At 38.0% G+C, this 25,449-nt stretch carries 27 protein-coding genes; 15 read left to right on the plus strand and 12 right to left on the minus strand.

Translation table 11 applies throughout. From position 1 onward, the window contains the following. Positions 1–227: 227 nt before the first annotated feature. Positions 228–1,505 (minus strand): hypothetical protein, encoded by a 1,278-nt coding sequence (locus tag ACLBWE_RS02895; RefSeq protein ID WP_198497007.1) that lies wholly within the window; start codon positions 1,503–1,505, stop codon positions 228–230. A 127-nt stretch (positions 1,506–1,632) separates the two neighbouring features. Between ACLBWE_RS02895 and ACLBWE_RS02900 the strand changes: the two genes are divergently transcribed. Further along, positions 1,633–2,421 carry a class I SAM-dependent methyltransferase gene (locus tag ACLBWE_RS02900; protein WP_198497008.1) on the plus strand — a complete coding sequence of 263 codons (789 nt, stop codon included), beginning with the start codon at positions 1,633–1,635 and terminating at the stop codon, positions 2,419–2,421. A gap of 26 nt (positions 2,422–2,447) precedes the next feature. Continuing rightward, positions 2,448–2,981, plus strand: coding sequence for a hypothetical protein (locus tag ACLBWE_RS02905; protein WP_133747440.1), 534 nt, complete (start codon positions 2,448–2,450; stop codon positions 2,979–2,981). Positions 2,982–3,032: 51 nt separating this feature from the next. Here the strand turns inward: ACLBWE_RS02905 and ACLBWE_RS02910 are convergent, their stop codons facing one another. Both ACLBWE_RS02910 and ACLBWE_RS02915 read right to left on the minus strand, forming a co-directional pair. Further along, positions 3,033–3,596 carry a hypothetical protein gene (locus tag ACLBWE_RS02910; protein WP_004639639.1) on the minus strand — a complete coding sequence of 188 codons (564 nt, stop codon included), beginning with the start codon at positions 3,594–3,596 and terminating at the stop codon, positions 3,033–3,035. A 138-nt stretch (positions 3,597–3,734) separates the two neighbouring features. Further along, positions 3,735–4,202: a Holliday junction resolvase-like protein gene (locus ACLBWE_RS02915; RefSeq protein WP_004639641.1), complete on the minus strand. Its 468-nt coding sequence runs from the start codon at positions 4,200–4,202 to the stop codon at positions 3,735–3,737. Between the two features lie 159 nt (positions 4,203–4,361). On the opposite strand from ACLBWE_RS02915, the gene ACLBWE_RS02920 reads away from it, so the two are divergent. The 5 genes from ACLBWE_RS02920 to ACLBWE_RS02940 all read left to right on the plus strand — a co-directional run bounded on the left by ACLBWE_RS02920 (position 4,362) and on the right by ACLBWE_RS02940 (position 9,864). Further along, positions 4,362–5,006 carry a ParA family protein gene (locus ACLBWE_RS02920; protein ID WP_017390979.1) on the plus strand — a complete coding sequence of 215 codons (645 nt, stop codon included), beginning with the start codon at positions 4,362–4,364 and terminating at the stop codon, positions 5,004–5,006. Between the two features lie 124 nt (positions 5,007–5,130). Then, positions 5,131–6,249 carry an AI-2E family transporter gene (locus ACLBWE_RS02925; protein ID WP_045433287.1) on the plus strand — a complete coding sequence of 373 codons (1,119 nt, stop codon included), beginning with the start codon at positions 5,131–5,133 and terminating at the stop codon, positions 6,247–6,249. 123 nt (positions 6,250–6,372) lie between these two features. Further along, positions 6,373–6,948, plus strand: a complete 576-nt coding sequence (sodC, locus tag ACLBWE_RS02930; protein ID WP_045433290.1) for a superoxide dismutase family protein — start codon at positions 6,373–6,375, stop codon at positions 6,946–6,948. A 203-nt stretch (positions 6,949–7,151) separates the two neighbouring features. Continuing rightward, positions 7,152–9,302 (plus strand): YccS family putative transporter, encoded by a 2,151-nt coding sequence (gene yccS, locus ACLBWE_RS02935; RefSeq protein WP_231764509.1) that lies wholly within the window; start codon positions 7,152–7,154, stop codon positions 9,300–9,302. Positions 9,303–9,327: 25 nt separating this feature from the next. After that, positions 9,328–9,864 carry a hypothetical protein gene (locus tag ACLBWE_RS02940; RefSeq protein WP_447601086.1) on the plus strand — a complete coding sequence of 179 codons (537 nt, stop codon included), beginning with the start codon at positions 9,328–9,330 and terminating at the stop codon, positions 9,862–9,864. Positions 9,865–9,903: 39 nt separating this feature from the next. On the opposite strand, the gene craA is transcribed toward ACLBWE_RS02940, so the two are convergent. Continuing rightward, positions 9,904–11,133, minus strand: coding sequence for a chloramphenicol efflux MFS transporter CraA (gene craA, locus ACLBWE_RS02945; RefSeq protein ID WP_424613141.1), 1,230 nt, complete (start codon positions 11,131–11,133; stop codon positions 9,904–9,906). A gap of 362 nt (positions 11,134–11,495) precedes the next feature. After that, on the minus strand, positions 11,496–11,861 hold the full coding sequence (locus ACLBWE_RS02950) for a hypothetical protein (RefSeq protein WP_151745437.1): 366 nt from the start codon (positions 11,859–11,861) through the stop codon (positions 11,496–11,498). Between the two features lie 241 nt (positions 11,862–12,102). On the opposite strand from ACLBWE_RS02950, the gene ACLBWE_RS02955 reads away from it, so the two are divergent. Further along, positions 12,103–12,690: an NAD(P)H-dependent oxidoreductase gene (locus tag ACLBWE_RS02955; protein WP_004639654.1), complete on the plus strand. Its 588-nt coding sequence runs from the start codon at positions 12,103–12,105 to the stop codon at positions 12,688–12,690. Positions 12,691–12,703: 13 nt separating this feature from the next. Beyond that, on the plus strand, positions 12,704–13,018 hold the full coding sequence (locus tag ACLBWE_RS02960; RefSeq protein ID WP_004639655.1) for a putative quinol monooxygenase: 315 nt from the start codon (positions 12,704–12,706) through the stop codon (positions 13,016–13,018). Positions 13,019–13,063: 45 nt separating this feature from the next. On the opposite strand, the gene ACLBWE_RS02965 is transcribed toward ACLBWE_RS02960, so the two are convergent. Next, the gene (locus tag ACLBWE_RS02965; protein WP_004639658.1) at positions 13,064–13,432 is read right to left on the minus strand and encodes a hypothetical protein; all 369 of its coding nucleotides are present in this window, start codon (positions 13,430–13,432) and stop codon (positions 13,064–13,066) included. 187 nt (positions 13,433–13,619) lie between these two features. Between ACLBWE_RS02965 and ACLBWE_RS02970 the strand changes: the two genes are divergently transcribed. Further along, a complete protein-coding gene (locus tag ACLBWE_RS02970) occupies positions 13,620–14,408 on the plus strand; it encodes a xanthine permease (RefSeq protein WP_447601090.1) in 789 nt (262 codons plus the stop codon). 65 nt (positions 14,409–14,473) lie between these two features. On the opposite strand, the gene ACLBWE_RS02975 is transcribed toward ACLBWE_RS02970, so the two are convergent. Continuing rightward, positions 14,474–15,883, minus strand: a complete 1,410-nt coding sequence (locus tag ACLBWE_RS02975) for an FAD-binding oxidoreductase (RefSeq protein WP_045433320.1) — start codon at positions 15,881–15,883, stop codon at positions 14,474–14,476. Positions 15,884–16,251: 368 nt separating this feature from the next. Here ACLBWE_RS02975 and serA point away from each other — a divergent pair, with 368 nt between their 5' ends. From serA to ACLBWE_RS02990, 3 genes are all read left to right on the plus strand, one after another. Next, positions 16,252–17,484, plus strand: a complete 1,233-nt coding sequence (gene serA, locus ACLBWE_RS02980) for a phosphoglycerate dehydrogenase (RefSeq protein ID WP_003653762.1) — start codon at positions 16,252–16,254, stop codon at positions 17,482–17,484. A gap of 98 nt (positions 17,485–17,582) precedes the next feature. Next, a complete protein-coding gene (locus ACLBWE_RS02985) occupies positions 17,583–18,467 on the plus strand; it encodes an EamA family transporter (protein ID WP_447601093.1) in 885 nt (294 codons plus the stop codon). 92 nt (positions 18,468–18,559) lie between these two features. Beyond that, a complete protein-coding gene (locus ACLBWE_RS02990; protein ID WP_447601095.1) occupies positions 18,560–19,417 on the plus strand; it encodes an EamA family transporter in 858 nt (285 codons plus the stop codon). Between the two features lie 12 nt (positions 19,418–19,429). Here ACLBWE_RS02990 and ACLBWE_RS02995 read toward each other — a convergent pair whose 3' ends face one another. From ACLBWE_RS02995 to truB, 3 genes are all read right to left on the minus strand, one after another. Then, positions 19,430–19,873, minus strand: coding sequence for a hemerythrin domain-containing protein (locus tag ACLBWE_RS02995; RefSeq protein WP_003653765.1), 444 nt, complete (start codon positions 19,871–19,873; stop codon positions 19,430–19,432). A gap of 212 nt (positions 19,874–20,085) precedes the next feature. After that, positions 20,086–20,862, minus strand: a complete 777-nt coding sequence (locus ACLBWE_RS03000; RefSeq protein WP_198078153.1) for a sulfite exporter TauE/SafE family protein — start codon at positions 20,860–20,862, stop codon at positions 20,086–20,088. Between the two features lie 19 nt (positions 20,863–20,881). Next, a complete protein-coding gene (truB, locus tag ACLBWE_RS03005) occupies positions 20,882–21,787 on the minus strand; it encodes a tRNA pseudouridine(55) synthase TruB (protein ID WP_447601098.1) in 906 nt (301 codons plus the stop codon). Positions 21,788–21,940: 153 nt separating this feature from the next. On the opposite strand from truB, the gene ACLBWE_RS03010 reads away from it, so the two are divergent. Both ACLBWE_RS03010 and ACLBWE_RS03015 read left to right on the plus strand, forming a co-directional pair. Further along, the gene (locus ACLBWE_RS03010) at positions 21,941–22,972 is read left to right on the plus strand and encodes a lipase secretion chaperone (protein WP_447601100.1); all 1,032 of its coding nucleotides are present in this window, start codon (positions 21,941–21,943) and stop codon (positions 22,970–22,972) included. 115 nt (positions 22,973–23,087) lie between these two features. Then, the gene (locus ACLBWE_RS03015; RefSeq protein ID WP_080758485.1) at positions 23,088–24,029 is read left to right on the plus strand and encodes a lipase family alpha/beta hydrolase; all 942 of its coding nucleotides are present in this window, start codon (positions 23,088–23,090) and stop codon (positions 24,027–24,029) included. A 52-nt stretch (positions 24,030–24,081) separates the two neighbouring features. Here the strand turns inward: ACLBWE_RS03015 and rplS are convergent, their stop codons facing one another. Then, positions 24,082–24,450, minus strand: coding sequence for a 50S ribosomal protein L19 (rplS, locus tag ACLBWE_RS03020; RefSeq protein ID WP_447601102.1), 369 nt, complete (start codon positions 24,448–24,450; stop codon positions 24,082–24,084). 219 nt (positions 24,451–24,669) lie between these two features. Continuing rightward, on the minus strand, positions 24,670–25,425 hold the full coding sequence (gene trmD, locus ACLBWE_RS03025) for a tRNA (guanosine(37)-N1)-methyltransferase TrmD (RefSeq protein WP_005038328.1): 756 nt from the start codon (positions 25,423–25,425) through the stop codon (positions 24,670–24,672). Between the last annotated feature and the right edge of the window lie 24 nt (positions 25,426–25,449).

Raw genomic sequence — 25,449 nt, forward strand, 5'->3', positions numbered from 1 at the left:
TTTATTTTATACATATGCAAATATCATTTACTTTAAAGCATGATATTTTTTCACCTAATTTATAATGCTTGTATTTAATACGCCAGACATCCACAAAACAGACACATCATTTATTTAAATAATGACTTTGAATTTAATATATAAATAAATTAATGAAAAAATATTTTTTAAGCAAAAAATAAAGCCCAAATCTTTAGACTTGAGCTTTATTTAACCACTAGAAAGGTTTAATAGGCGATTGAGATCAGTTGTTCAGTAGGCTTGATTGAACCTTCTATAAATTCACACATCCCATGTTCATCACAAGATAAATTTAATTGTTTATAGCTAATTGCAAAAAAGTCGGAATATTTTTTGATTACAAACGGACTCATGTCAGATGTTAAAGGCTCTTTGCTCTTGAACAATTTAATGACTTTGCGATCATTCATCCCTAACAAATAAGTTTCATTATTTAATTCAATGTGCACTACACCAGTGTGTTCAGCCACAATTGGAATCAAATATGACTTATTTGCCAACAGAACATCTAGAGCATAACTCTCAAACTTTGAATTAATGAGGTTGAATACCAAAATTGAATTAAAGCTATTCTGTAATCCCTCTTTATAACTCACCTCTTGCTGAGTTTGTTGCACTTTAATACCCAGTTTTTGGAAGTCTAAGTCAGTTGCCTGCTTTGCTTTCATAAGGCTACGGGTAATAGCCTGTTTAAGTGGATTATCAAAATAACGTTCATCTAGCTGAAAATCATTTTGGCGTAATATCTTTAACAACATGTCGTCATGATGCGAAAGAACATGTGCAAGTACATTACGGAAATAAAATTTACTTTGCTTTTTAACCTTGCGAACCTGTTGATAGAAATAAATTTCGTCAAATTCATGCTCAATAAAATCATGCAATAGGCTTGAACTTGCTAATACTGACAATGCTTCATGACCAGTAAATGGCAAATGAATCGTATGTAAGCTTGGCAATAGCTCTTTTATTTTTAGGTAATGTTCGCGGTCAATCGAAAAATAAGGGTCATAAACAATGACATATTCACGCGCTGCATCCACATCTTGCAGCTGGATCTGCATGTCTTTGTTTGCTGCCGCATCAAAAAACTCAGCATAGCGTCGATCTTCAACATGGTCAGGATCAATTGAATATTGAGGCACAAATGCAATCACTCGGTTCATATTCAATAAATTAGAATATTTGATTGCTGCATAGCCGCCCATCGAACCGCCATAACCCACAATATTTTTAAAACCCTGAAGAACAGGCGAAATTGTTTTCGCCAGCTCAATCATGCTCGCTTGAGGAAACCATGATTTTTGTTTTGGCATTATCCCAATAACATTGTATTGGTATTTAATTAGGGACTTTTCAGCATTGATAGATAAGCCACTCGCTCGGGTAATCAAATCGCCAAAAGAGAGAACCAATGTATTAGAATCGCCTGGTAAAAAAATGGCTCTAATGTGTTCGTCTTCAAAAATAATTTGCTTATCCATGCTCACACCGAAAGAAAATTTGCTCCCACATACAACGTCAAAAATGAAACAAAATAGGTGTTTTGCCAATTTATGATTGCGGAGTATCTTATTTTATAGATGCCAGTCAGATTAAAAAGCGCAAAATATGACACAATCCTTACATCCTGCCGCTCAAAAAGGCTTCAGCTCAGCTGCTGAACTGTATCAGCAAGTTAGGCCTAATTATCCCGAAGAAATAGTGAGTTGGCTGCAAAATTGCCTCCAAATACAGGAAAACTCTACTGTTATCGATCTTGGATCGGGTACTGGCAAATTCTTACCCTACTTAAAACAAACACATGCAGATATTATTGCAGTTGAGCCAATTGGCGAGATGTTACAGCAGCTTCAACACGTTTATCCTGATATCAAAACATTACAGGCTTTTAGTCATTCAATTCCTGTAGCCGATCATAAAATTGATGCCATTATTTGTGCGCAATCTTTTCATTGGTTTGACAACATAGATACCCTAACAGAAATGTATAGGATATTAAAACCACAAGGACATTTAGGGCTGGTTTGGAATCAACGCGATGAGCGTACGGATTGGGTCAAAGCTTTAGCTGATTTTCTACTTCCACTTGAAGGAGATACACCCCGTTATCATAGTGAAAAGTGGAAAATCGTATTTGAACAACAAGATTTGTTTGTATTTGATAGCCTACAAACGTTTACACAGTCACAACGAGGTAGCGTCGAACAAGTGGTGAGCAAACGATTACTCTCAACAAGTTTTATTGCCGCAATGACTGAAAAAGATCAATTACAACTCAAAGCACAGTTTGAAAAAATTGTTTATGATTTTACGGGATTAGGTCCTCAAGATCAGATTGATTTTCCATATGTTACGTATGCATATCACTTTCAGAAAAGTACGTTACCCGTTAAATAATTAGTGAATAGGTTTGGTTGAAAGTTATGAAGAAGAAAACACCTCAGGTCATATTAATGTCTTTGCTTTGCTCTAGCCTATTTCTTACTGCTTGTAAAAAAGCGGATGAGCCAGCTAAGACGGAGCAACCTTCTGCCACCTCATCTACCGATCAGGTTTTAGAAAAACTGAATGAAAGACCTATTAAGACTTTTCCAGCAACTGCTGAGGATGCACACGATATTGCGCTACTAGAGGATTATGACCGCCGCTTTACAGAAATGAGTGACGAGATGGAAAGCGAATTAGCAAAAATGCATGAAGCTGGAACCCTCACTACAGAGTTTGAGCAACAACGTACTCTTGATAATGTGCGCTCTTCTCTGACCATGTTAAAAGATTTGGATTTAAAAACTGAACAAGGCCGTTATGTACAAGGCCTACTCTACCAATATTGGGAAAACCAAGAAAAACACTTGAGTGATAAGCAAGCCAATAAAGATGAGCAGATCAACGATCTTGCCGACTATTTACAAGCACAAAATCAATTAAAATATTGGAAAGCATCGCAACAGAAATAAGTGCAACATTCCTTAATAAAAAGCCTTCATATTTATGAAGGCTTTTTAAAATTATATATTTTGCTTTTCAACCCAATGAATAGATTGCACACGAAATAGTTCACAAGCACCATCACCTGTATCAGTTGGTGTAAGCGATGATTTCCATACTAGATCTTTATCTTTAATTTCGACAAGATCACCTTTGAGATAGACCAGATCTCCACGTTTTACCTGTTTAATCTGTTGGGCGATTTGCGGGTTCGCAGGAATGATGTGCATGTTAGACACCATTTGCATCGCCTGATCTGCTGGAACAGGTAATTTAGGAATTTTCCAGTTTAGATAACGGTCATATTGTTTAACTGAAATATGGCGTGCAATTTCAGGCTGTGCAAACAGTCCCCAGCTTACCGCATAGTCAATAGGTGAAAACTTAGCTTGTTCATCATTTTGATAAACTTTTGAACCCAAGATCCTGAAATTCCCTTGAAAAGGCTGTAATACAGAAATGGATTGGTCTTTTTCTATGGGACTCAGACCATTGGCAATATTATATTCACTTGAGGTCGATGCAAATGCTGAACTCATGCCAATAGCAGCCAGTAAGCCCATCATCAAACGTTGTTTTTTCATCGCTTTATACCTCGAATATTGCTAGATCAAATTAAATAGATCTTCAATTTATAGTAGTCGCAAGCCATGAAAAAAATATCGGAATTTAGTAACAATACAGATTAATTTCGTCTATTTTTGTGCACTCAAAATTAAAATTTAATCTTCAAAATCTACTCTTAAAGTTTCAAAACGGACGTTGCCTTGTTGCACAGCTTGTGCAATTGCTTGTTGGCCTTTGGTTAGCCTTGCCCCACCGCTTTTTACATCAAGTAAAATAATATTAATGTCTTCTGCCGTTCCATCACCATCTCGAAAATCGGTGTATCCATCAAAAATAATATAATCCACCGGATCGCCCATGAATTTTGCATCGCTTGGTAGATACTGAAATTCTGGCAAAATTGGAGCGAATTGTTCTGCCATTTTGCCTTTCAACACCGCACGACTTGTATTCACGCTTCGCTTTTGTGCTTGAGTCAGAGCTTGTTGGTGCTCCAATTCAAGTTCAGCAATATATTGCTCATATTCAGCCTTAATTCGGCCATTGCGAGTATTTGATAAAATAATAGTAGTGATAATAATACCAATACCCGCTCCAATTAGCATGGCAAGCCATACAGACATAAACTTTCCTTAACAAGCACAAATCAACATTGCAGATCTAATCATATCTAAAATAACGAAACAGCTTAAACTTTTGTCAAATGCGGTCATCTACTTCTCATAAAAAGATGCTAAGGTATAAAACATAAATAAAATGTGCTGCTGAAAATAATTGGATTTATGAAAACGATACTTATTGCAAATCAGAAGGGCGGATGCGGAAAAACCATGACGGCCATTACGTTGGCAACAGCATTGGCACAAAAAGGATATAAAGTAGCATTAGCAGATTCCGATAACCAAAAATCGGCTTTACAGTGGTTAAAACAACGCCCTGATACCGTCGCAACGATTCAGAGCCTCGACTGGCGTCATGAAAAATCAATTGGTGATGCGCCTAAACATCTGGACTATTTAATTATTGATGCACCTGGTGCACTTTCAGGTGAACACGCTGAACAACTCATCAGCGAAGCTCATGCCATTATTACTCCACTTCAGCCTTCATTTTTTGATATAGACAGTACTCGTCGCTTTTTAAAGCATTTACAAGATATTAAACGCATTCGTAAAGGCAAAGTACAGATTTTACTTCTTGCTAATCGTGTAAAACCGAACAGTGCAAGTTCAAAAGATATTCAACAGTTTTTTGAAAAAATTGAACAAGAACCTGTTGCATGGATTTCTGAACGCAGTGCTTATGGTAGCCTAGCTATGCAAGGTTTAAGTGTTTTTGATAAACCACAAAAAAACTTTATTAGTATTCAAGATCAATGGCAACCCGTTCTAAACAAGTTAGTTGAAGACAAAGCTGAGTGGTTTTAAGTGAATTTTAGCCTCTAAAAAGAGTTGTATAAGGTTCTTTACATTACAGCCTTAAAATTTGCCTCAGGTTATTTTTCAGTTAATATGACTTTATTCTACGTAGAAAATTAGAGAAATATTGTTCGTGCATCCATACGCTCCTACTTTACAGCGCGTTTTACTGTTTGGGCTGTTTTTTATTTTGATTTTTTTAGGATTTAATATCCTGAAATACTTTATTGTTCCTGTTCTTTGGGCTGCCATCATTGCTTATATGACTTGGCCTATTTATTTAAGAATTCAGCGTTTTTTTGGAGAAACCCGTAATACTTTAAATGCAACACTAATGATTAGTCTGGTCATTTTGGTTGTTGGCATACCTTTTACATGCGCTATTTTTATTTTGCAGCATGAAGGCCGCAACTTATATTTTGATTTACAACGTCAGGTTTTTTCGGGTCATTTAAGCGTTCCTGATTTTATTCGCGATCTGCCTTTTGTTGGAAAAGAAATTTCTCGCACACTCAATGAGTTAAATAACGATCCTAATAGTACCATTCAAAATATTGCAGCTTGGGTACAAAGCCATTTAAGCTATGGTCGTGTGCTGCTCGGTGAAATTAGTAAAAATATTGTCAAACTTGGCTTTGCCGTATTTAGCCTCTTTTTCTTCTACCGTGATGGGCAACTGATTTTGTCTCAGGTGAGCAAAGCTTTAGAAATGGTGATAGGCCTTCGTGTTCACCATTATCTTGATACGATTTCTGAAACAACTCGTGCCGTAGTCTACGGTGTTGGTTTAACTGCAATTGCTCAAGCCGTTTTAGCTGGATTAAGTTATTTCGTAGCGGGTGTACCAAACCCAATGGTACTCACCATTGCTACTTTCTTATTGGCTCTAATCCCATTTGGTACTCCAATCTCCTATTTAGGCGTCGGCTTATGGTTGTTCTCTCAGGGACAAACCATGGAAGCAATTGGTGTAATTGTATGGGGTGTGGTGATTGTTAGTAGCTCAGATAATGTGATTCGCCCGCTTGTTATTTCCGGTGCCACTAAAATTCCATTCCTATTAATTATGTTTGGTGTGTTAGGTGGTATTGCGAGTTTCGGTTTGGTGGGATTATTTATTGGACCTGTAATTTTAGCTATTTTACTGGCGATTTGGCGTGAATGGTTACATGAAACTATTGAACCTGAACCTATGCCCAAAACGACCATGATTTATGATTCTGATAATGAATCTTCAAATCATAAAGAGTGACATACTTATTTAATTTAAAAATGTTTCAAGATACAAAGTGACTATTTAAATTAACTTGTAGGCTAAGCCTTCCTTTGTTTGAATCTAATAATCAGACATATATATTTATAAGGGCATCCAACCATGCAAACTTTTAATAAAATTGGCGCAGTCTTTGCGCTTACAGCTTTTTTTGCAGTCGGCTGTAGTTCAGTCACAAAAACTGTATCCGACACGGCTCACTCATTAACCACAATGCATACGAAGAAAGTGGTTGATGTAAATGAAGTTACCGCAAATGGTATTGGTAAAAAAATAGGTACCATTAGCTTTCAAGATAGCGACAAAGGTTTAATTATTACCCCTGCTTTAGCTGACTTACCTAGCGGTACTCGTGGTTTCCATATTCACGAAAATGCCTCTTGTGCTCCTGCTGAGAAAGATGGAAAACCTGGTGCTGCTTTAGCTGCTGGTAGTCACTACAATCCTAACCAAGCTCCTCATCACGGTACGCCAACGACTGGCCATTTAGGCGATCTACCTGCTTTAGTGGTCGATAATACTGGTGTTGCAACCACGGCTGTGATCGCACCTCGATTGAAATTTGCAGATATTCAAGGCCGAGCGATCATGATTCATGCGGGTGGAGATAATTATTCAGACTCACCTCTGCCTCTCGGCGGTGGCGGAGCACGAATTGCATGTGGCGTGATTAAATAATTTATCTGTTTATTAAATTGTGGGTATCTAAAAAGATATCCACAATTTTGTTAATTTATTGACCACTATAACTTGGTTTAAGCCTAATAAAATCTTAAAAAGTGACTGACTTTTGTAGATAAAAAGAATAATATTTTTGAAGTAATAAAAATTTAAAGTTACATACTGCTTTCTCACGTATTCTTTAATTTAGAACAAAAGCCGTGAATTATTTGACCCAGATATTTAATAGTTTTAAGACAAACTCGATTTTAATTTATTGCCTGCAAATTTTGATTGTACTCACAGGCACAACTTTAGGTTTGCTTTCACTAGGCCATAACGAGCTGATTGTTCCTGTGACTTTAGGGGCAATTGCAGCAGCGTTAACCGACTTTGATGACCGTTTAAGTATTCGATTACGTAACTTAGTCTATGTCTGCCTGCTATTTTTTACAGTCAGTAGCATTCTTGGATTTCTCGCTCCCTACAAAATTTTCTTTATTCTCTATCTCTCAATTTCTAGCGCTTTTTTCATTTTATTAGGTGCCTTAGGGCAACGTTATGCCACAATTTCGTTTGGCACTATTTTACTTTCCATTTATAGCATGTTTGGTTTAGGAGAATATGCTCATTGGTATCAGCAGCCCACCTACTTTGTCTATGGAGCTTTGTGGTACGGTTTCACCTCTATTTTATTTTTTATTATTAAACCTACACTTCCCTTACAAGATAAACTCTCACAAATTTTTAAAGAAATTTCTGGATTACTTCAAGCCAAAGCACGTTTGTTTGATCCAGACAATAAAGAGAATGTAGAACAACTCTTATATGAGCTGTCCTTACAAAATACGCAAGTGGCTCAAAGTCTGAATCAAATACGCAGTTCCCTACTCACTCGCCTGAAGGCTTCACGGGTGAGTAATAAAAGTATTTATTGGCTAAATCTGTACTTTTTTGCGCGAGACATTCACGAGCAAGCAACCTCTAATTATTTACATTACGAACATATTCAACAGAACTTTAGCCGTAGTGATCTTATTTTCCGTTTCCAAAAAAATCTGCGCCTACAAGCACAAGCTTGTCAGGACTTAGCCCAATGTATTTTATATAATCGGCCATCTCAGCCTTCGCAAGAAAGCCAGACAGGATTAAATCACCTAGAGAGTTCTTTAAAGGACTGGATACAACAACATCCACAAAATTTTGAAGTTAAAAATTTAAAACTCATTTTTGATAATTTAAAAGGAATGCATGAACAGTTTGAACAACTGCAATATGCACAGCCCTTCCCTGAAAATAATACCCAAACAAGGCAAGAGCACTTAAATTTACTTGATGATGATATTCAAGGGTTTTCAGATCTGATCTTGAAACTTCGGCAACAGCTTACCCCTCAATCTGCATTGTTTAGACATGCGATACGAATTGCAGTCGTTTTCGCTGCGGGCTATGCCATTTCCTTATTACCTTTCGCTCAGCATGGCTACTGGATTTTACTTACCAGTTTATTTGTTTGTCAGATTACCTATTTTGCCACTAAAAGCCGCCTTAAGCTCCGAACAATTGGGACATTAATCGGTGTCTTATTAGGAATACCAATCTTATATTTTGTACCGAGTATTGAAGGCCAGCTCATCATTACGATTATTTGTGGAGTATGCTTTTTTTACTTACGGCAAAAGAAATATGCCTTGGCCACCCTTATGGCTACCCTCATGGTGCTATTAATTTTTAATTTAAAGGGTGCAGGCTACAGCATTATTTTACCTCGCCTGATAGATACGCTATTAGGCTGTTTTATCGCATGGCTCGCAGTAAGTTTTATATGGCCTGATTGGAATTTTCGCAATATTCCTAACAATATTAAGAAAAGCAGCAAAGCGACACTCGACTATTTCAATGTAATTGTTGAGCAATACCAATATGGCAAAAATCAAGATATAGAGTACCGTCGAATTCGTCGTGCTGCCCATAATGCTCAAATTGAGCTATCGAACATGATCTCAAGCTTAAGTGCCGAGCCCAATCCTAATCCAGAGCTCATTCACTATGCTTTCCGTTATTTGGTTTATAGCCACAGTCAACTCAGCTATGTGGCAGCGTTAGGTAGTCAACGACAAAAAATTGATGAAGAACAAGTTTTACAATTATTACTGCGTTGCCAGCAAATTCTTAGTCAAAGCGTACTTGGGCAGTCACTACCCGACAACACACATATTGAGCAAACATTACAAGAAATTCGAGGCCTAACCACTCATGAACAACTTTCCGAGAAATATACATTAGTCTTGAAACAAATCAGTTTATTATTAGAAACATTACCAGAATTGCTAATGCTTAAAGACAAACTTTTAGAGCAAGAAATTAAATAGCTATAACACTTTATTGAGGATAAAAATGTACTTTCCAAAGATATATAAATTTCTTTCTGCCACTTTTTTATTGCTGAGTAGCACATCATATGCATTTGAAATAAATGATTTAAAAAAGATCATAGAGTGTCAATCAGATCAAGAAACTTATACCAATTTTGCTTCTGAATATGATGAAAATTTATCAGCACTTGGTTTTAAAAAAGTTGATGATCCAGGACAGCCTTTCATCTATTTATATAAAACAGCTCAGCCCATTCAATTATTTGGTATTAAAACTCATGAAATTGCTTTAGCGGGTCAAGGCATAGTAGCCGTTTTCCGAAATGCAAATGTTAATCAACTTTCGAAAAAATTTGATATACTTCAACATCCAGACTTTAAAACATTACCTTTTTTTAGAGGTGTTCGCACCGTCAAGACAGAACCAGCAACAGCAGATTCTTTTACTATTTATCATAATCTCAACTTATCAGAAATGACCGGAAAAAGTCCGATGACATTATTAGGTTGTACCTATGAAACAGACCGCGAAGAAATGGAAAAAATGTTAAAAGAATAGTTAAAAAAATACCGGAATATAAATTCCGGTATTTTTAATTTAATCATTTCCTTGGAGCTTTCTTTCTTGCATTTCTTGCTTTAAAACATTTCGTGGTTGGGTAAACCAGAGCGCAATAAATGTAAAGGCAGATAATGCAAAGGCCCACAAATGAAATTGAGTATAGAGATAACGTACCAGCTCAATCATGGCAAAGAAACTCATCATAAGCAGCATCGAAACTGCTGCCGCAACAGTTCCTTTTGATACTTCAGATGACATCAGTGCAAAGCGGTACAAAACTGAGAAACTAATTCCTTCACCAAAGCAAATTAATGTCATGCCTGTGAGTAAACAAGGAATTAAATAGGTTTGCCACACTACACCTAATATTAAAATGAGTGTACCAATCAGCATGATAGGTAAACCGATCATGACCGTTTTACCTAAAGACAGGCGATCAATAATTTTAATTAAAACAATATTCCCGATAATTAGACCCAGAAATACCGGAAATTGAGCTAAACCATATTGCACACTCGTTAGCTTCAATTCATCTACCAAAATAATTGGAGATAAGGCAATCCAGAGCATTAAAGGCATACCCACCAAAGGCAAAGCAAGGCTTAAACCTAAAAAGCGGTGATTACTAAATACCTTTTTAAAATCATCGAAAAGATAGCTAAAAGGTTGCTTGGTAACACTGACCTGCTGATTTGGCATTTGTTTTTTTAAACCTACCCAACTGAGTAATGCCAATATAGCGATGGCTACAAAGCCCCAGTGCCAAGACACATAATCAATTAAGAAAGCACCGAGTACGGGTCCCAACAAAGGTGCAAGCAATGAAATATTTGCCATGAGTGCCATGACTTTAATTGCATCACGTTCAGCGAAACTCTCTTGAATAGCAGCATAACCCACTGCTGAAATTACACTTAAACCAATACCTTGTAAAAAGCGTAATGCCAGAAAGTGTTCCATTTGTCGGGTTAGTAAAATTAAAAAACAGCATAAGGCGAAAAATAAGACACCAGCCAAAAGTACTTTTTTACGCCCAAGACGATCTGACAAAGGCCCAAGTAACCATGCAACCGAGGCACCACCTAATAAGTAAAATGACATTGAAGACGGTGCCCAAGTTGCGCTTACACCAAAATCTTCAGTGATTGCCAACATTGCTGGCTGAATCAGGTCATTACCAATATAAACTGCAAATTCAAATAGCACTAAGGCCAAAGGAAACATCAACGTTGTACGGTTCAACGTTGTCGTTTGAATATTTTTCATGAGTTGTACACTTCAAAATAGCGGCCATATGTCTCTACAACTACATATAAAATAGGATGTAGTCATGATGATGACAGTATGGTCAATCAATCTTTAATTAAGTTTTTATATGCCGTGAGAGTGCATGTTTAGAATGTGAAACACCGTATTCACAGGGTGTCTAAGAATAGAAAAATTATATGGCGCGAGATTTGATAATTTTTACCAGTTGGCATAATTACCGAGCGCAACAATAGCATTTTTTGAATTGTTCAGCAATCGGACAATTATAAAGAAGTTTAAATGTTATTTTTACCCACAGCCATACTTTTTTTATTGTGAATAACCTTAAAGTTATCCACATCTATAATAAAAATTAATCATTAAGGACAAGGATTAACTTGGAAATCTGGGGTTTCCTGCCCTTTCGTACATTGATAGCTTTGCTTTTTATTCACAATTTTCCAGACTTGCTGGTCTCGCTTTAATAAATATTCCGTACGAACTTTTGTTATCGCATCTTCGCTAGGATCTGTCTGTAAAATAGTAACTTGAGCATTAGAGGGATCATCGGCAGCATTCATTTGCTGTGAAATGTCTAAATTACTTGCATCATTTAGAAGATCTGGTTGATCAAGTAATACTGCTTGAATCGGGCTATCAGCAAGTTGAGCAGAAGAATTTTTAGCAGGAGCACAAGCTGTTAGCACTGCCAAGCTAAAAACAATTAGCAAACTCATTTTTTTCATATGTAATCTCTTAGCTCTACTCAAACTTAATGCTAAAGCTCATAAACAGTTTTTTCCGTAGTACTTTGTAAAATAAGATTAAAGTTATTGATATTATTCATCTAAATTTATTTCACAATTCGAGTTCCTATTTAATTATTGATTTTTAATCAAGAATATTTTTCCAATTCATGCATTTTTCTATAAGAGTAAATTCCGTAGAGTAGATTTCAAATTTAGGAATTTAATTAGAGTAACTCCCATGAGTAAGATTTTAGTCATTAACGGCGCCAAACAATTTGCACATTCAAATGGTGAATTAAATGACACATTAACCACACTGGCAACCTCACATCTCACCGAACTCGGACATGAAGTTCAAGTGACACGTGCCGATAGCGATTACGATGCAGAAAATGAAGTTGAAAAATTCTTATGGGCTGACGTTGTGATCTATCAAATGCCAGGTTGGTGGATGGGTGCTCCTTGGACTGTAAAAAAATATATTGATGACGTATTTACTGTGGGTCACGGTTCACTCTATGCAAACGATGGTCGTAGCCGCTCGGATGCCGCAAAAAAATACGGTTCAGGCGGTTTAATTCATGACAAAAAATATATGTTGTCATTAACATGGAATGCCCCGATGGAAGCATTTGATGATGCAGATCAGTTTTTCCATGGCGTAGGTGTTGATGGTGTTTATTTACCTTTTCATAAAGCGAATCAGTTTTTAGGAATGAGCACACTTCCTACTTTTATTGTCAATGATGTGATTAAAATGCCTGACGTTGATAGTTATGTTGAAGAATATAAAACCCACTTAAATTCTGTATTTGCAGCAGCCTAATAAGGAAAAATACATGCTTACTATTATTGCGGAAATTCGTACTAAATCGGGTGGACAGCATCGCCAAAACGTATTGGATGCATTTCAAAAAATCATTCCAACTGTTTTAGCAGAAGATGGTTGCCATGGCTACGAGCCTTTGATTGATCACATATCAAATGCCAGTTTTCAAACTAAAGAACCTGACACGATTGTTATGTTAGAAAAATGGGCAAGCGTTGCCCATCTTGAAGCACATTTAGCTACACCTCATATGCAAGCCCATCATGCAGCAGTTAAAGATGATGTAATTGATGTCAAAATTAAAATTTTAGAAAGTGGCGTATAATTTACCCCATAAAAAAAGACGATATATTTATCGTCTTTTTTTTGCTTAAGAACAAAGCTGTGTCTGGAAACCTCTAGAGCCTTTCCCTCTAGCGCATTGATAACTCTTTTGCTTATTTTGCAATTGCCACTTTTCATCAACCAATTTAAATGCATACTCTGTTCGAATTGCAGAGACTGAGTCGTCCATTAAACCTGTTTGAATGACAGTAATACGAGAAACAGTTGGTGATTCCACACGGTTAAACACTTGCTGAACTGAGGTATTATTGTGCTCTTTTACAATCTCAGGTTGAGATTTAAGTACTTGTTGCATTGGGGTTTCTGAACCCACAAAAGGTATGAATTTACTAGTTGTCGCACACCCAGTGAAAAGTCCAGCACAGAGAGCTGAAATTAAAAATAAACGTTGCATTTTTATCACCAAAAACAAAAGCCATAGCTTTATGATGCTATGCCTTGCTCGGTTACTCTGTAGAAACTATGTAGTTCTAAAGATGACTAATCACTTAAAGATCAAATAATTTATCCTGTTCACCCAACCTTAGCGATTATGATTTGATAAGATTAATTTCTATTCCATCCAACAAATAGGATCATCCATGCAACTGACTTATGCAGGGCAAGTTTTCTTGGTAGTCGTTGCAATTTTAATGGTCTGGTCATTTGTGCTTACCAAATTTTGGGTCAAGCGTTTAGCAAAAAATCGTAAAAGTAGTAAGTTTGAATTTGCATATTTATTTGCAGTTGTTTTTAGTATTAGCGCTTTATTTTTCCCTTTTACTTATTGGGTTTCGCAAGCAATATACGGTTTAGCAACCAAGCCAAGTTACGATGCAACTGTAGTGAACTATACCTCTGAATGGGTCGATACTGAACGTACAGACTCCAATGGACGTAAATATAAAACTAAAACCCTCATGCACACGGCTCAGGTTCAGTTCAAAGATGATCAAAACAAAACTCTAACTTTAGATAATTCAGTTCGCTCTGGTGATGTGCCTATAGTTGGTGAACATATTACAGTTGTTTATGAAACTGGTGATCACACCGCGCAAGAAAAGAGTTGGCGCACTATTCTACTATTTACAGCAGCCTCATTTATGCTGTTTATTTTAGGTTATGTGTTGCTCATGATTATTGCCTACAGCCTCAATCGGAACATGGAACCCTACAAAACATTTGCTAGTACTTTAATTTTTAGAGTGACGCTTCCGTTAGGTACAACGGCGATGTTTGCAATGTTGTCTTATTCTATTTTTGCCTATTTTTTCTTAGGTAATCCGCGTAATTTACCAGTGTGGGCTATTGGGCTTTGTAGCTTCTTTGCTCTTTGTCTTTTACCACTGATTTACCATATTTTGACGGGTTGGAAAGCATATAAAAAATGATAGATTAAAAAAAAAGCGCATCTTTCGATACGCTTTTCACAAAGATTCTTTTATTTAATCAAGTATTAAAGATCAAATAATTTACCTGGGTTCATCAAACCATTCGGATCAAATACTTTCTTCAAAGCTTTCATATATTCAATTTCTTCAGGCGAACGTGAATATTCCAAATACGGTTTTTTCGTCATGCCTACGCCATGCTCAGCAGAGATTGAACCATCGTATTTTTTCACGGTATCGAACACATATTTATTAACAACCTGACACTTCGCAAAGAACTCATCTTTGGTTAAGTTTTCAGGTTTTAAAATATTCAAGTGCAAGTTACCGTCACCAATATGACCGAACCAGCAAATTTCAAAGTCAGGATAGTTCTCTTGAACAATTGCATCAATCTCATGAATAAATGCAGGTACGTGAGTAATTAATACTGAAATATCATTTTTATATGGAGTGAACGGCGCGATTGATTCAGAAATATCTTCGCGTAAACGCCACAAGCTTTCTACTTGATCAAGGCTCTGGCTCATTACACCATCAAGTACCCAACCCTGCTCCATACAATGCTCGAAAATTTCCATTGCTTTATCGAGAATCGGCTCATATGGTGCTTCAAACTCAAGCAATACATAGAACGGACATTGAGTTTCAAATGGACGTTGTACATGTCCATGATCTAAAACTTTTTGCATTGCAAGTTCACCAAAGAACTCAAATGCAGTTAAGTCGATATCTTTTTGGAAAGCATGTAAGACAGGCATTACTGCATCAAAATCAGGAACACCTAAAACTAAAACTTGTAAGTTTTGTGGTTGACGCTCAAGTTTAATTTCCGCTTCAGTCACTAAACCTAATGTACCTTCACCACCAATAAATAAGTGCTGCAATGCATAACCAGTTGCATTTTTAACCATGCCTTTGTTTAAACGTAAAATATCACCTTTACCAGTGACAACGGTTAAACCAAGCACCCAATTACGTGTCATGCCGTATTTAATGACTTTGATACCACCAGCGTTGGTTCCGATATTACCGCCAATCTGGCTAGAACCCGCTGACGCAAAGTCCACCGGATAATACATACCCTGTTCTTCAGCATAATTCTGCAATTGTTCAGTCACAACACCAGCTTGCACTCGAACCATACGATCTGCTGGAAAGAACTCAAGAATTTGGTTCATTTTGTCCATGCTAATGACAATTTCACCATTCGTTGCAACAGCACCAGCAGAGAGACCAGTACGGCCGCCTGAAGGGGTAATTGCGATATTAAACTGGTTCGCAAGCTTCACAACAGCTTGAACTTGCTCAGTGGTGGATGGAAAAACGATGACCGATGGGTTCGGATTAAAATGCTTAGTATGATCTTTACCCCAGTTTTCGAGACTATCAGCATCGGTTTTAATACGGTTTTCACCGACGATTGCCGTTAATTGGGTAAGTAACTCAGGTGTTAAAGCGACTGGAGCATTCATCGTTTGCAGACCTAGCAAGAAGTAAACTGTGGTGGGACTATGGCGTAATATTTCTCAGCGTTTTCACCTGAGCAAAGCCATAAGCTATATTCTACATGTAACCGCACAAGCGATAAAGTTCAGAATAGAGATACTGTCACTACAAAACATGTTTAACCTTCATAAATGACTTTTTATGAACCTTCAAAGCATCAATATTTTTTAAGTTAAAATGACAACCACATTTTGAAACTATCAACAAGCCATAAATAGAAGTGATTAGATATAGATAAAATTGCCATAAGACGATGGCGCAAACGAAATATCTATAGCACCGCCCATTATGTTATTATACCGCCACCAAATTTGGCCTTTGTAGCGGAGCCGTAATGAGCCAACATCTTTCACTACCTAAAGATAAAATCCGTTTCCTTTTGTTAGAAGGCGTTCACCAAAACGCAGTCGATACTTTAAACGCTGCGGGTTACACCAATATTGACTATCGTAAAACTGCTCTTGAAGGCGAAGCGCTAAAAGAAGCGGTTAAAGATGCTCACTTTATTGGTATTCGTTCGCGTACCCAATTGACTGAAGAAGTTTTCGAAGCTGCAAATAAATTGATCGCAGTGGGCTGTTTCTGTATCGGAACAAACCAAGTTGATCTTAAAGCAGCAATGGCACGTGGTATTCCTGTATTTAACGCACCGTATTCAAATACGCGTTCGGTTGCAGAACTTGTACTTGCTCAAACGATTCTTCTTCTTCGCCGTGTTCCTGAAAAGTCAGCGGCTTGTCATCGTGGTGGTTGGGATAAGTCTGCTGTCGGTTCTTTCGAAACTCGTGGCAAAACTTTAGGTATTGTAGGTTACGGTTCCATCGGTTCTCAGCTTTCTGTTCTTGCTGAAAGCTTAGGTATGCATGTGATTTATTACGATGCAGTAACTAAATTACCAATGGGTAATGCTCGCCAAGTTGGTTCGTTAGACGAACTCTTAGCGACTGCTGATGTAGTTACATTACATGTGCCTGATGTTCCATCTACACGTAACTTCTTCACTAAAGCACAATTTGCAAAAATGAAAGAAGGCGCAATCTTCCTAAATGCTGCACGTGGTACATGTGTAGTGATTGAAGATTTAGCAGATGCAATCAAGTCTGGTCATATTGCTGGTGCAGCGGTTGACGTATTCCCTAAAGAGCCAAAAGCAAATGGTGAAGAGTTTGTTTCTCCACTTCGTGGCTTAGACAATGTGATTTTAACTCCTCACGTTGGCGGTTCAACCATGGAAGCGCAAGCAAACATCGGTTTAGAAGTTGCAGAGAAATTTGTTGCTTACTCTGACAAGGGTATGACGCTTTCTGCGGTGAACTTCCCAGAAATCGCGTTACCACTTACTGCTGGCCAACACCGTTTATTGCACATCCACAAAAACGTACCGGGCGTATTGTCTAAAATCAACAACTTGTTTGCTGAGCAAGGCATCAACATTTCTGGTCAATCACTCATGACTAAAGGTGACATTGGTTACCTCGTAATGGACGTTGACGCTTCTGCTTCTCACGAAGCTTTAGATATGTTGCATGAAGTTGAAGGCACAATTCGCGTTCGCGTATTGTTCTAATACGAACTGTAAATTTAAAAGCCACAGCATTGTCTGTGGCTTTTTTATGGGCATTTACATTATCATGTGAAAAGTATACCAATCGATCAAATAATAAAATGTCCAGTTCGAACCAGAAATCTCAGCTACATGCTTTGGGCTTTCTCATTCTCGCCATGCTAAGCGTACAAAGCAGTGCATCTTTAGCTAAAATTCTGTTTCAGAACTTTCCCGTGCTCACTGTCTCCGCAATGCGCCTATGTTTAGGTGCAATGATTCTTGCCTTTATTTTCCAAATTTGGCGAATTAATTTTAGTCAGGTTCGTTGGAAAGCGATCTTGGCTTATGGATTTGCTCTTGCCGGAATGAATGCACTTTTTTATCTGTCAATTGAGCGATTACCCATTGGTATTGCCGTCGCTTTTGAATTTATTGGTCCCTTAAGTGTAGCCTTATATCACGCACGCCAAAAATATGATTTTGTCTGGGTCAGTTTCGCGATTATTGGCCTCGTTTTACTTTTCCCTTTCAATCAGGCTCATAGTCTGGATTGGATCGGAGTATTATTTGCGGTTAGTGCAGGTGCATGTTGGGCGCTTTATATTATTGCGGGTCAAAAACCTTCTGGCATTTCAGGTAACCACACTGTGTGTTTAGGAATGACTGTAGGCGCATGTGTATTGCTACCAATTACTTTTTTTTCAGGGTCAATCGGCCAAGTTATAGAGCTCCCCTATCTTTTTTATTTTATTGGCTTAGCAATTTTAGCCAGCGCATTACCATTCTCTTTAGAAATGCTAGCACTACGTAATTTAACACCGTTAAGTTTTGGAACATTGATGAGCCTAGAACCCGCAGTTGCTGCACTTTCTGGCTTTATCTTTTTAGGTGAATATTTGTTATGGAATCAATGGCTGGCTCTTGCAACAATTATTGCAGCTTCCGTCGGTTGTACCATAACCACCCAAAAAGCACGTCAGGAACGTGAAAAAACAGTCAGTTAAATCGACTCAACCTGCGAGTTGGAACATGGTATTCGCTATAATTAAACATTCTTATTTTAAGTAATATTAGATGAGGCCCTCGGGTATTTTCCATGCAGAAACTTCCCATTATTGCTGTGCTCTATATGATTCTGTCGATGGTCTCATATCAAATCAGTGCTTCATTTGCTAAGCAGCTCATTGCAATATTAGACCCTCTGACCGTTACAATTTTAAGGCTGAGCTTTGCAACGGTTATTGTCGCTATCATGTTCCGCTCATGGAAAATCTGGTCACGCTTACCCTATTTAAAATGGCATGATTTATTGATGTACTGCGCATCTTTAGGTCTCATGAATATTTTATTTTATACGTCGCTTGGAAAATTACCTCAAGGGATTGCAGTTGGCTTAGAATTTATTGGACCATTAGGTCTTGCTCTACTCTCTATTAAACAAAAGACTGACTACATTTGGGTAGCACTTGCCATGTTAGGTATTGCACTGATGGTACCTTGGCAAGACCCAACGCAACACCACTTTTCCTATGTAGGTGCTGCATGTGCGCTAGGTGCTGGATTTTGTTGGGCCTTCTATATTTATTTTGGTCAGAAAGTTGTGACCCAGAATATCGGTATGCATGCTTTAACCATTGGAATTGGATTATCTGCATTGACCTTACTACCCATTGGCATCTGGCATAATGCTCCGGCATTACTTGAGACGCAGTACTGGGGTAAAGCATTACTTATTGCTATTTTAGCGACCGCTATTCCATATGCTCTTGATTTAATGGCACTCAAACAACTTAATAAATTAACTTACGGTACCCTCACAAGTTTAGCGCCAGCATTGGCAGCATTAACGGGTTTCTTATTACTTCACGAAGAAATCAGCATGCTGCAATGGGTGGCTTTAGCTTGTGTAATGCTAGCGTCGATTGGAGTTACTTTAAGAAGTACTAAAAAGTAGAATAGTTAAATACTATTGCTGCTTTTTATACTTTTTATATTCCTTTAAATATTTATTACCAAGCGTTTCTTTTTCACTGTCTTTAAGAATTTTTCCCGCCTGTTGGAAAAATTTATGCTCTTCTTCTTTTAAATGATGATGGACTTTTTCACTCAACTGTTTGGCGGTCGCTAACCAGCTTGGACTACTCATATCCGTTTTTTCGAGCTGTTCAACTAACTCATCCATTTCATGGTGCTCAGATAAAGCATGTCTCGTAATATCTAAACCGACATCATCAAACATTAAAGGGATATATAAATAACGGTCTTCGGCAACAGAATGGGCATAAAGTTCATTTTTTAATGCATCAAATAATTCTTTTCTTTCTTCGGTTAAACCATGTGTCTGAACTAATTGTTCAGAGAGGTTTCGTTGATTTTCATGGCTTTCTCTTAATGCTTCGAAAATATTCATTCTCTTCCTCATTTTTAGCTAAAAAATCTTTTTTATTTCAAGGTTTATCATACGTTGAAATTTATAATGTTTAAGTAGCTTAAAATGAGACTATTTTTTACACAGTTTTCTTTCTAGTAAACTTCTGTAATTATTTTTATATTTATAATGTTAAATGCCTACACAAAAAGTATGAACTTCTTCTCCTGATCAGTTCATACTTTTCGAAATATTTAGCCTGTTACAAACAGTTGATAGCCTAAACGACAAATTAAAACACTGACTAAAATTAAAAAGATAATACGGACAAAACCACTACCGTATTTAAGTGCGGTACGCACCCCAATAATAGAACCCAATACATTCGCTACTGCCATCATTAAGCCAATGTGCAAAATAGCGTGTCCTGTCGGAATGAAGAAACTCAATGCAGCCAAATTGGTCATAAAATTACCAATTTTGGATAAGGCAGAAGCATGCAAGAAGTCGACTTGTAAAAAGCGGATAAAAAAGAAGATAAAGAAACTTCCCGTTCCCGGCCCAAAAATTCCGTCATAAAAACCGATCGCTAAACTGCCTATGCCAGCTAAAACCAGCATTTTATTAGTAATTTTTTGCTCAGTATGGACCTGTCCAAAGTTCTTTTTAACTAGCGTATAAATTGCTATCACAATCAACATTACGAATACGAAAGGACGCAATACAGATTGAGGAATTAAGGATAAACAAGCAGCGCCAGCAAAAGAGCTAATCAAAGCACAAATGGCAATAACTGCTAAAAGTTTCCATTGCAACTTCACTCTTTTCGCAAAAGTATAAGCAGCCGATGCTGTACCAAAAATTGAAGAAAGCTTATTAGTACCAATCACCGTTGCAGTCTGCATGGTCGGGAAAGTGCTCATAAGGCCTGGAATCTGAATAAGTCCGCCGCCCCCAACAGCAGCATCAATCGCTCCCGCAGTAAACGCAAAAAAGATCAAACTCAGGATAACATCCCATTCCATACCCATGCTCTATACTCAACATCTACTACAAATTTAAGATACGTTTAGGTACCAACCGTTTTTTATCGGTAATCTCGGCTAAACCTAGACAGCGCTCATCCGAAAAAACCAAAACCTCTGCTTCTGCAGAATGCTCAATATTGCTTTCTAAACCGTTGCAAAAATATTTTTCACGCCCTTCTGGAACCTGAATTTTTAAGAAATGGTCAACTGGAGCATAAACTGGAAGTAACAAAGCTTCTCTTTGCTCTTCTGTCAGACTTTCCAGATATTCAATGGTATAACTCGGAATAAGCTCAAAATGTCCGGTTTGAGTCCGGTTTAGCATCGTTAAATGCCCACCACAACCAAGTGCTTCGCCAATATCTTCACCTAATACACGAATGTATGTTCCTTTAGAACAAGTTACATCCAGAGTGATACTATTTTCGGTAAATTCAATGAGTTCTAAAGCATAAATCGTGATTGGACGTGCTTCACGCTCAATCTCGATACCTTTTCTAGCAAGCTCATATAACGGTCTGCCTTCTTTTTTCAAAGCAGAGTACATTGGCGGAACTTGCTGAATATCACCTCTAAATTTTTCTAGGGTTTGTTCAATAAGCTCTCGGCTCAGAACAGGAACAGGGCGTTCTTGTAGAATCTCCCCTTCCACATCACCTGTCGTTGTAGTTTGCCCCAACCGAACAGTGGTTTGGTAGCGCTTTGTTGAGTCCAGCAAATAATGTGAGAACTTAGTGGCCTCTCCTAAACAAATAGGAAGCAACCCTGTCGCCAAAGGATCTAAAGCCCCTGTATGACCTGCTTTTTGGGCGCGATATAACCAACGCACTTTTTGCAAAGCCGCATTTGAGCTGAGCCCTAATGGTTTATTTAATAGAAATACACCACTGATATGGCGACGAGAAATTTTTTGATTTTTTGTCGTCATTTTTACTGGAACACAAAGCTAGAAAAAAGTGCCGACATGTTAGCAAATTCGGCAAGATATTTTCACAATATTTAGGTGCCTTTTCACTTATTTTATGGCACATTAATAATCGAGTAAAAAAACAACAAATTAAAACTTAAGGAAGATATCTTTATGCAAGGGATGCAGAAGAAGGTATTGTGGTGTGTGCTCGGATTTTTTATTTTGGGCCTCATTGCATGTGTATATTGGTTAAGTCCAGACTCAAAAAACACACCAGCTCAGATGAGTGAAAATAAAGCTCAAAACTTAGCATCATCTCCTTATACAGATCATTCATCGCTAGACGAAGATGCGTACCATAGTAAAAGTCAGCAAGACACAGAAGTTAACTGCCAATTAAAAATTGATAGTTCCCAACATTTGGTCGTGAATAGTCAAACCCGTGACTGCTTTGAATATTTTATTACCCAATATGGGGAAAATGATTTAGAACAAATCAAAATTCACTTTGGGAAATTTATTCAAGGACAATATCTAGAACCAGCTCGCTCACAGATTATGGACTTATGGACGCGTTATTTAAAATATCGTGAACAGCTTGCTCAAATCCAAGCACCTTCAGCAAAACAACAAGATAAAAATTATTTTCAAAAGATTTTTAACTCGATCCAAGATATAAGAAAACGCTTTTTTTCGGCCTCTGAAATTGAAGGGCTTTTCTCGAGCGAAGATATCTATCAGAACTACACACTAGATCGAATGCAGATACTTGAGGACTCTTCTTTAAGCGAAATTGAAAAAGCACGAAAGCTTAAAGAGCGTTTTGAAGAACTTCCAGAAGACTGGCAACACAACCTACAAGAACTCTCCAAACTTGACGATTTACATACACTGACCAAACAAATTAAAGCACGCAATGGTTCAGCAGAAGAACTTCGGCAAATGCGTACAGCACTTGTTGGAGCCGAGGCGACTCAAAGATTAGAAACTTTAGATACACAGCGTAATGCTTGGCAACAAAGGGTCACCAGTTACCTCGATGGTCGAGATGAAATTATTAAAAGTAACCTGAGTGATAGCGCCAAAAACCAAGCGATTCAGCAGTTACGTCAACAACAATTCAATTCATCACAAGAACAACTAAGACTTCGAACTTTTGAAACGGTCCATGATCAGGGAGGTGAACTGCCATTTAATTACTAAGCCTTTCCTTTTTGGGAACTGGCTAACATTCACTAGCAGTAAGAAGCTGCTTTTCATACAAAATAAAAATAGTGAGTAAAAAATGAAAAGGAAGTTAATGTTTTTCTGCGCTGCAATGCTCTCAGGACTGAGTATTTCAGTGGCCCATGCAACAAATGCTGAACAAGTTAAAAGCTCGTTCGTATATTCATCTTACGCTCAAACAAAATACCCAATGGTTTTTAATCACGGTATGGCAGGCTTTAGCCGAGTTGGAACAGATACGCTTGGTCTCGATTATTGGTACCAAATTCTTCCTGATCTTGCCCGTAATGGAGGAAATGTCTGGGCAACAAGAGTCTCACCATTTAACTCAACAGAAGTGCGTGGAGAACAACTTGCACAGCAAGTAGAAGAAATTATTGCCATTACCGGTAAGCCCAAAGTCAATTTAATCGGTCATAGCCACGGGGGGCCAACAATTCGCTATGTGGCTGGTATCATGCCAGAAAAGGTGGCATCACTCACTACGATTGGCGCACCTCATAAGGGATCACCAATGGCAGATGTCATCCTGAATGTTGAGGGTACTCCTCTTTCAGGCGTGGCAACTTTAGTAAACTGGTTTTCAGCAGCAATTACTTGGGCAGGAGGTCTAGATCCGACAAGTTATCCGCACGACTCTTTAGCAGGTGCTCATAGCTTATCAACTAAAGGTTCAGCTCAGTTTAATGCTCAATTTCCTATGGGTATGCCAACTACTTCTTGTGGTGAGGGGGCATATCAAGACAAAGGCATTTATATGTATTCTTTCTCAGGAAATAAAGCTTTAACAAATCCATTAGATCCATTTGATATTGCCCTTACAGGCAGTAGTCTAGTAGTCGATCCATTTGGTGATAATGATGGGCTTGTTTCACGATGCAGCGCCAAATTTGGTAAAACCATTCGTGATGATTACAACTGGAATCATTTAGATGAGGTGAACCAAGTGCTTGGGATACGCTCTATTTTTGCTTCAGATCCTGTCTCGGTTTACCGTCAACATGCAAACCGATTAAAACTTCAAGGACTATAATTTTTAAACAAAAAAATGCGCCAAAAGGCGCATTTTTTTACTCGGTATAAGCTTACGCTTTACGAGCTGGTAATTTTTCACGAATACGTGCAGCTTTACCAGACAAGTCACGGAGGTAGTAAAGTTTAGCACGACGAACGTCACCACGACGTTTCACTTCGATTTTAGCAACGATTGGAGAGTGAGTTTGGAATACACGCTCAACACCAACACCGCTAGAAATTTTACGAACTGTAAATGCAGAGTTTAAACCACGGTTTTTCTTCGCGATTACAACACCTTCAAATGCCTGAAGACGCTCACGCTCACCTTCTTTTACTTTAACTTGGACAATAACAGTGTCACCAGGAGCAAAAGAAGGAATATCAGTTTTTAACTGTGCATTTTCAATAATTTGAACTAAAGGATGTTTACCACTCATTGTGGGAATCTCCAATATGTGCGGAGTCAGAAGAGGTCTGAGGTTCCGCTGGGGATAGAGGCTAAAACGCATATCAACCCGTTTATCTTTCCCTTTATGACAATATGTCTATAAAGAGCCTTAGAATATACATAAAACTATTCATTAAATAGAATCATGCTTTAACTCGAAGCATTGCTTCTCGTATTTTTGCAGAACTTTCGTTCCTGAGAATAGCGGTTAAGAATTACCACCACTCCCTTGCGCATCTTTTAGCCATTTTTTCTGCTGCTTATTCAACTCTACTTTTTCAGCCAACTCTGGTCGACGTTCTAAAGTTCGTTGATACCGCTGCAAAAAACGCCATTTTTCGATATTGCCATGATGTCCAGATTTTAAAACTTCTGGTACATCCAGCCCCTCAAAATGGTCTGGCTTTGTATATTGTGGACAATCTAAAAGACCATCAACAAAAGAATCTTGTACTGCTGACTGTTCATCTGACATTACATTCGGCAAACGGCGAATAATACTGTCAAGTAACACCATAGCGGGCAGTTCACCACCAGATAAAACATAATCACCAATTGACCATTCCTGATCAACATATTGCTGGATCAAACGTTCATCTACGCCTTCATAACGTCCACACAGCACAATTAAGCCGTCGTAATCAACAAACTGCTGTACTGCCTGTTCATTTAAGGTTTTGCCTTGTGGAGACATATACACTACAGGAACATGAACATGTCCTGCTTGTGAGGCAAGCTGTTTGGCATGGTTAATTGCTTTCGCCAAAGGCTCAGCCATCATCACCATCCCAGGGCCACCACCAAATGGACGTTCATCCACTCTTCTATAGTTTCCCTCAGCAAAATCACGAGGATTAATACAAGTGACTTGTACAATATCCCGTTTTGCCGCACGTCCGCTGATGCCGTAGGCTGTAATCGCTTCAAACATTTCAGGAAAAAGCGTAATGACTGCAAAAAACATCACAGACTCCTCTATTTTCCTGCT

It is taken from the genome of Acinetobacter sp. M5A5_2a (genome assembly GCF_053345265.1).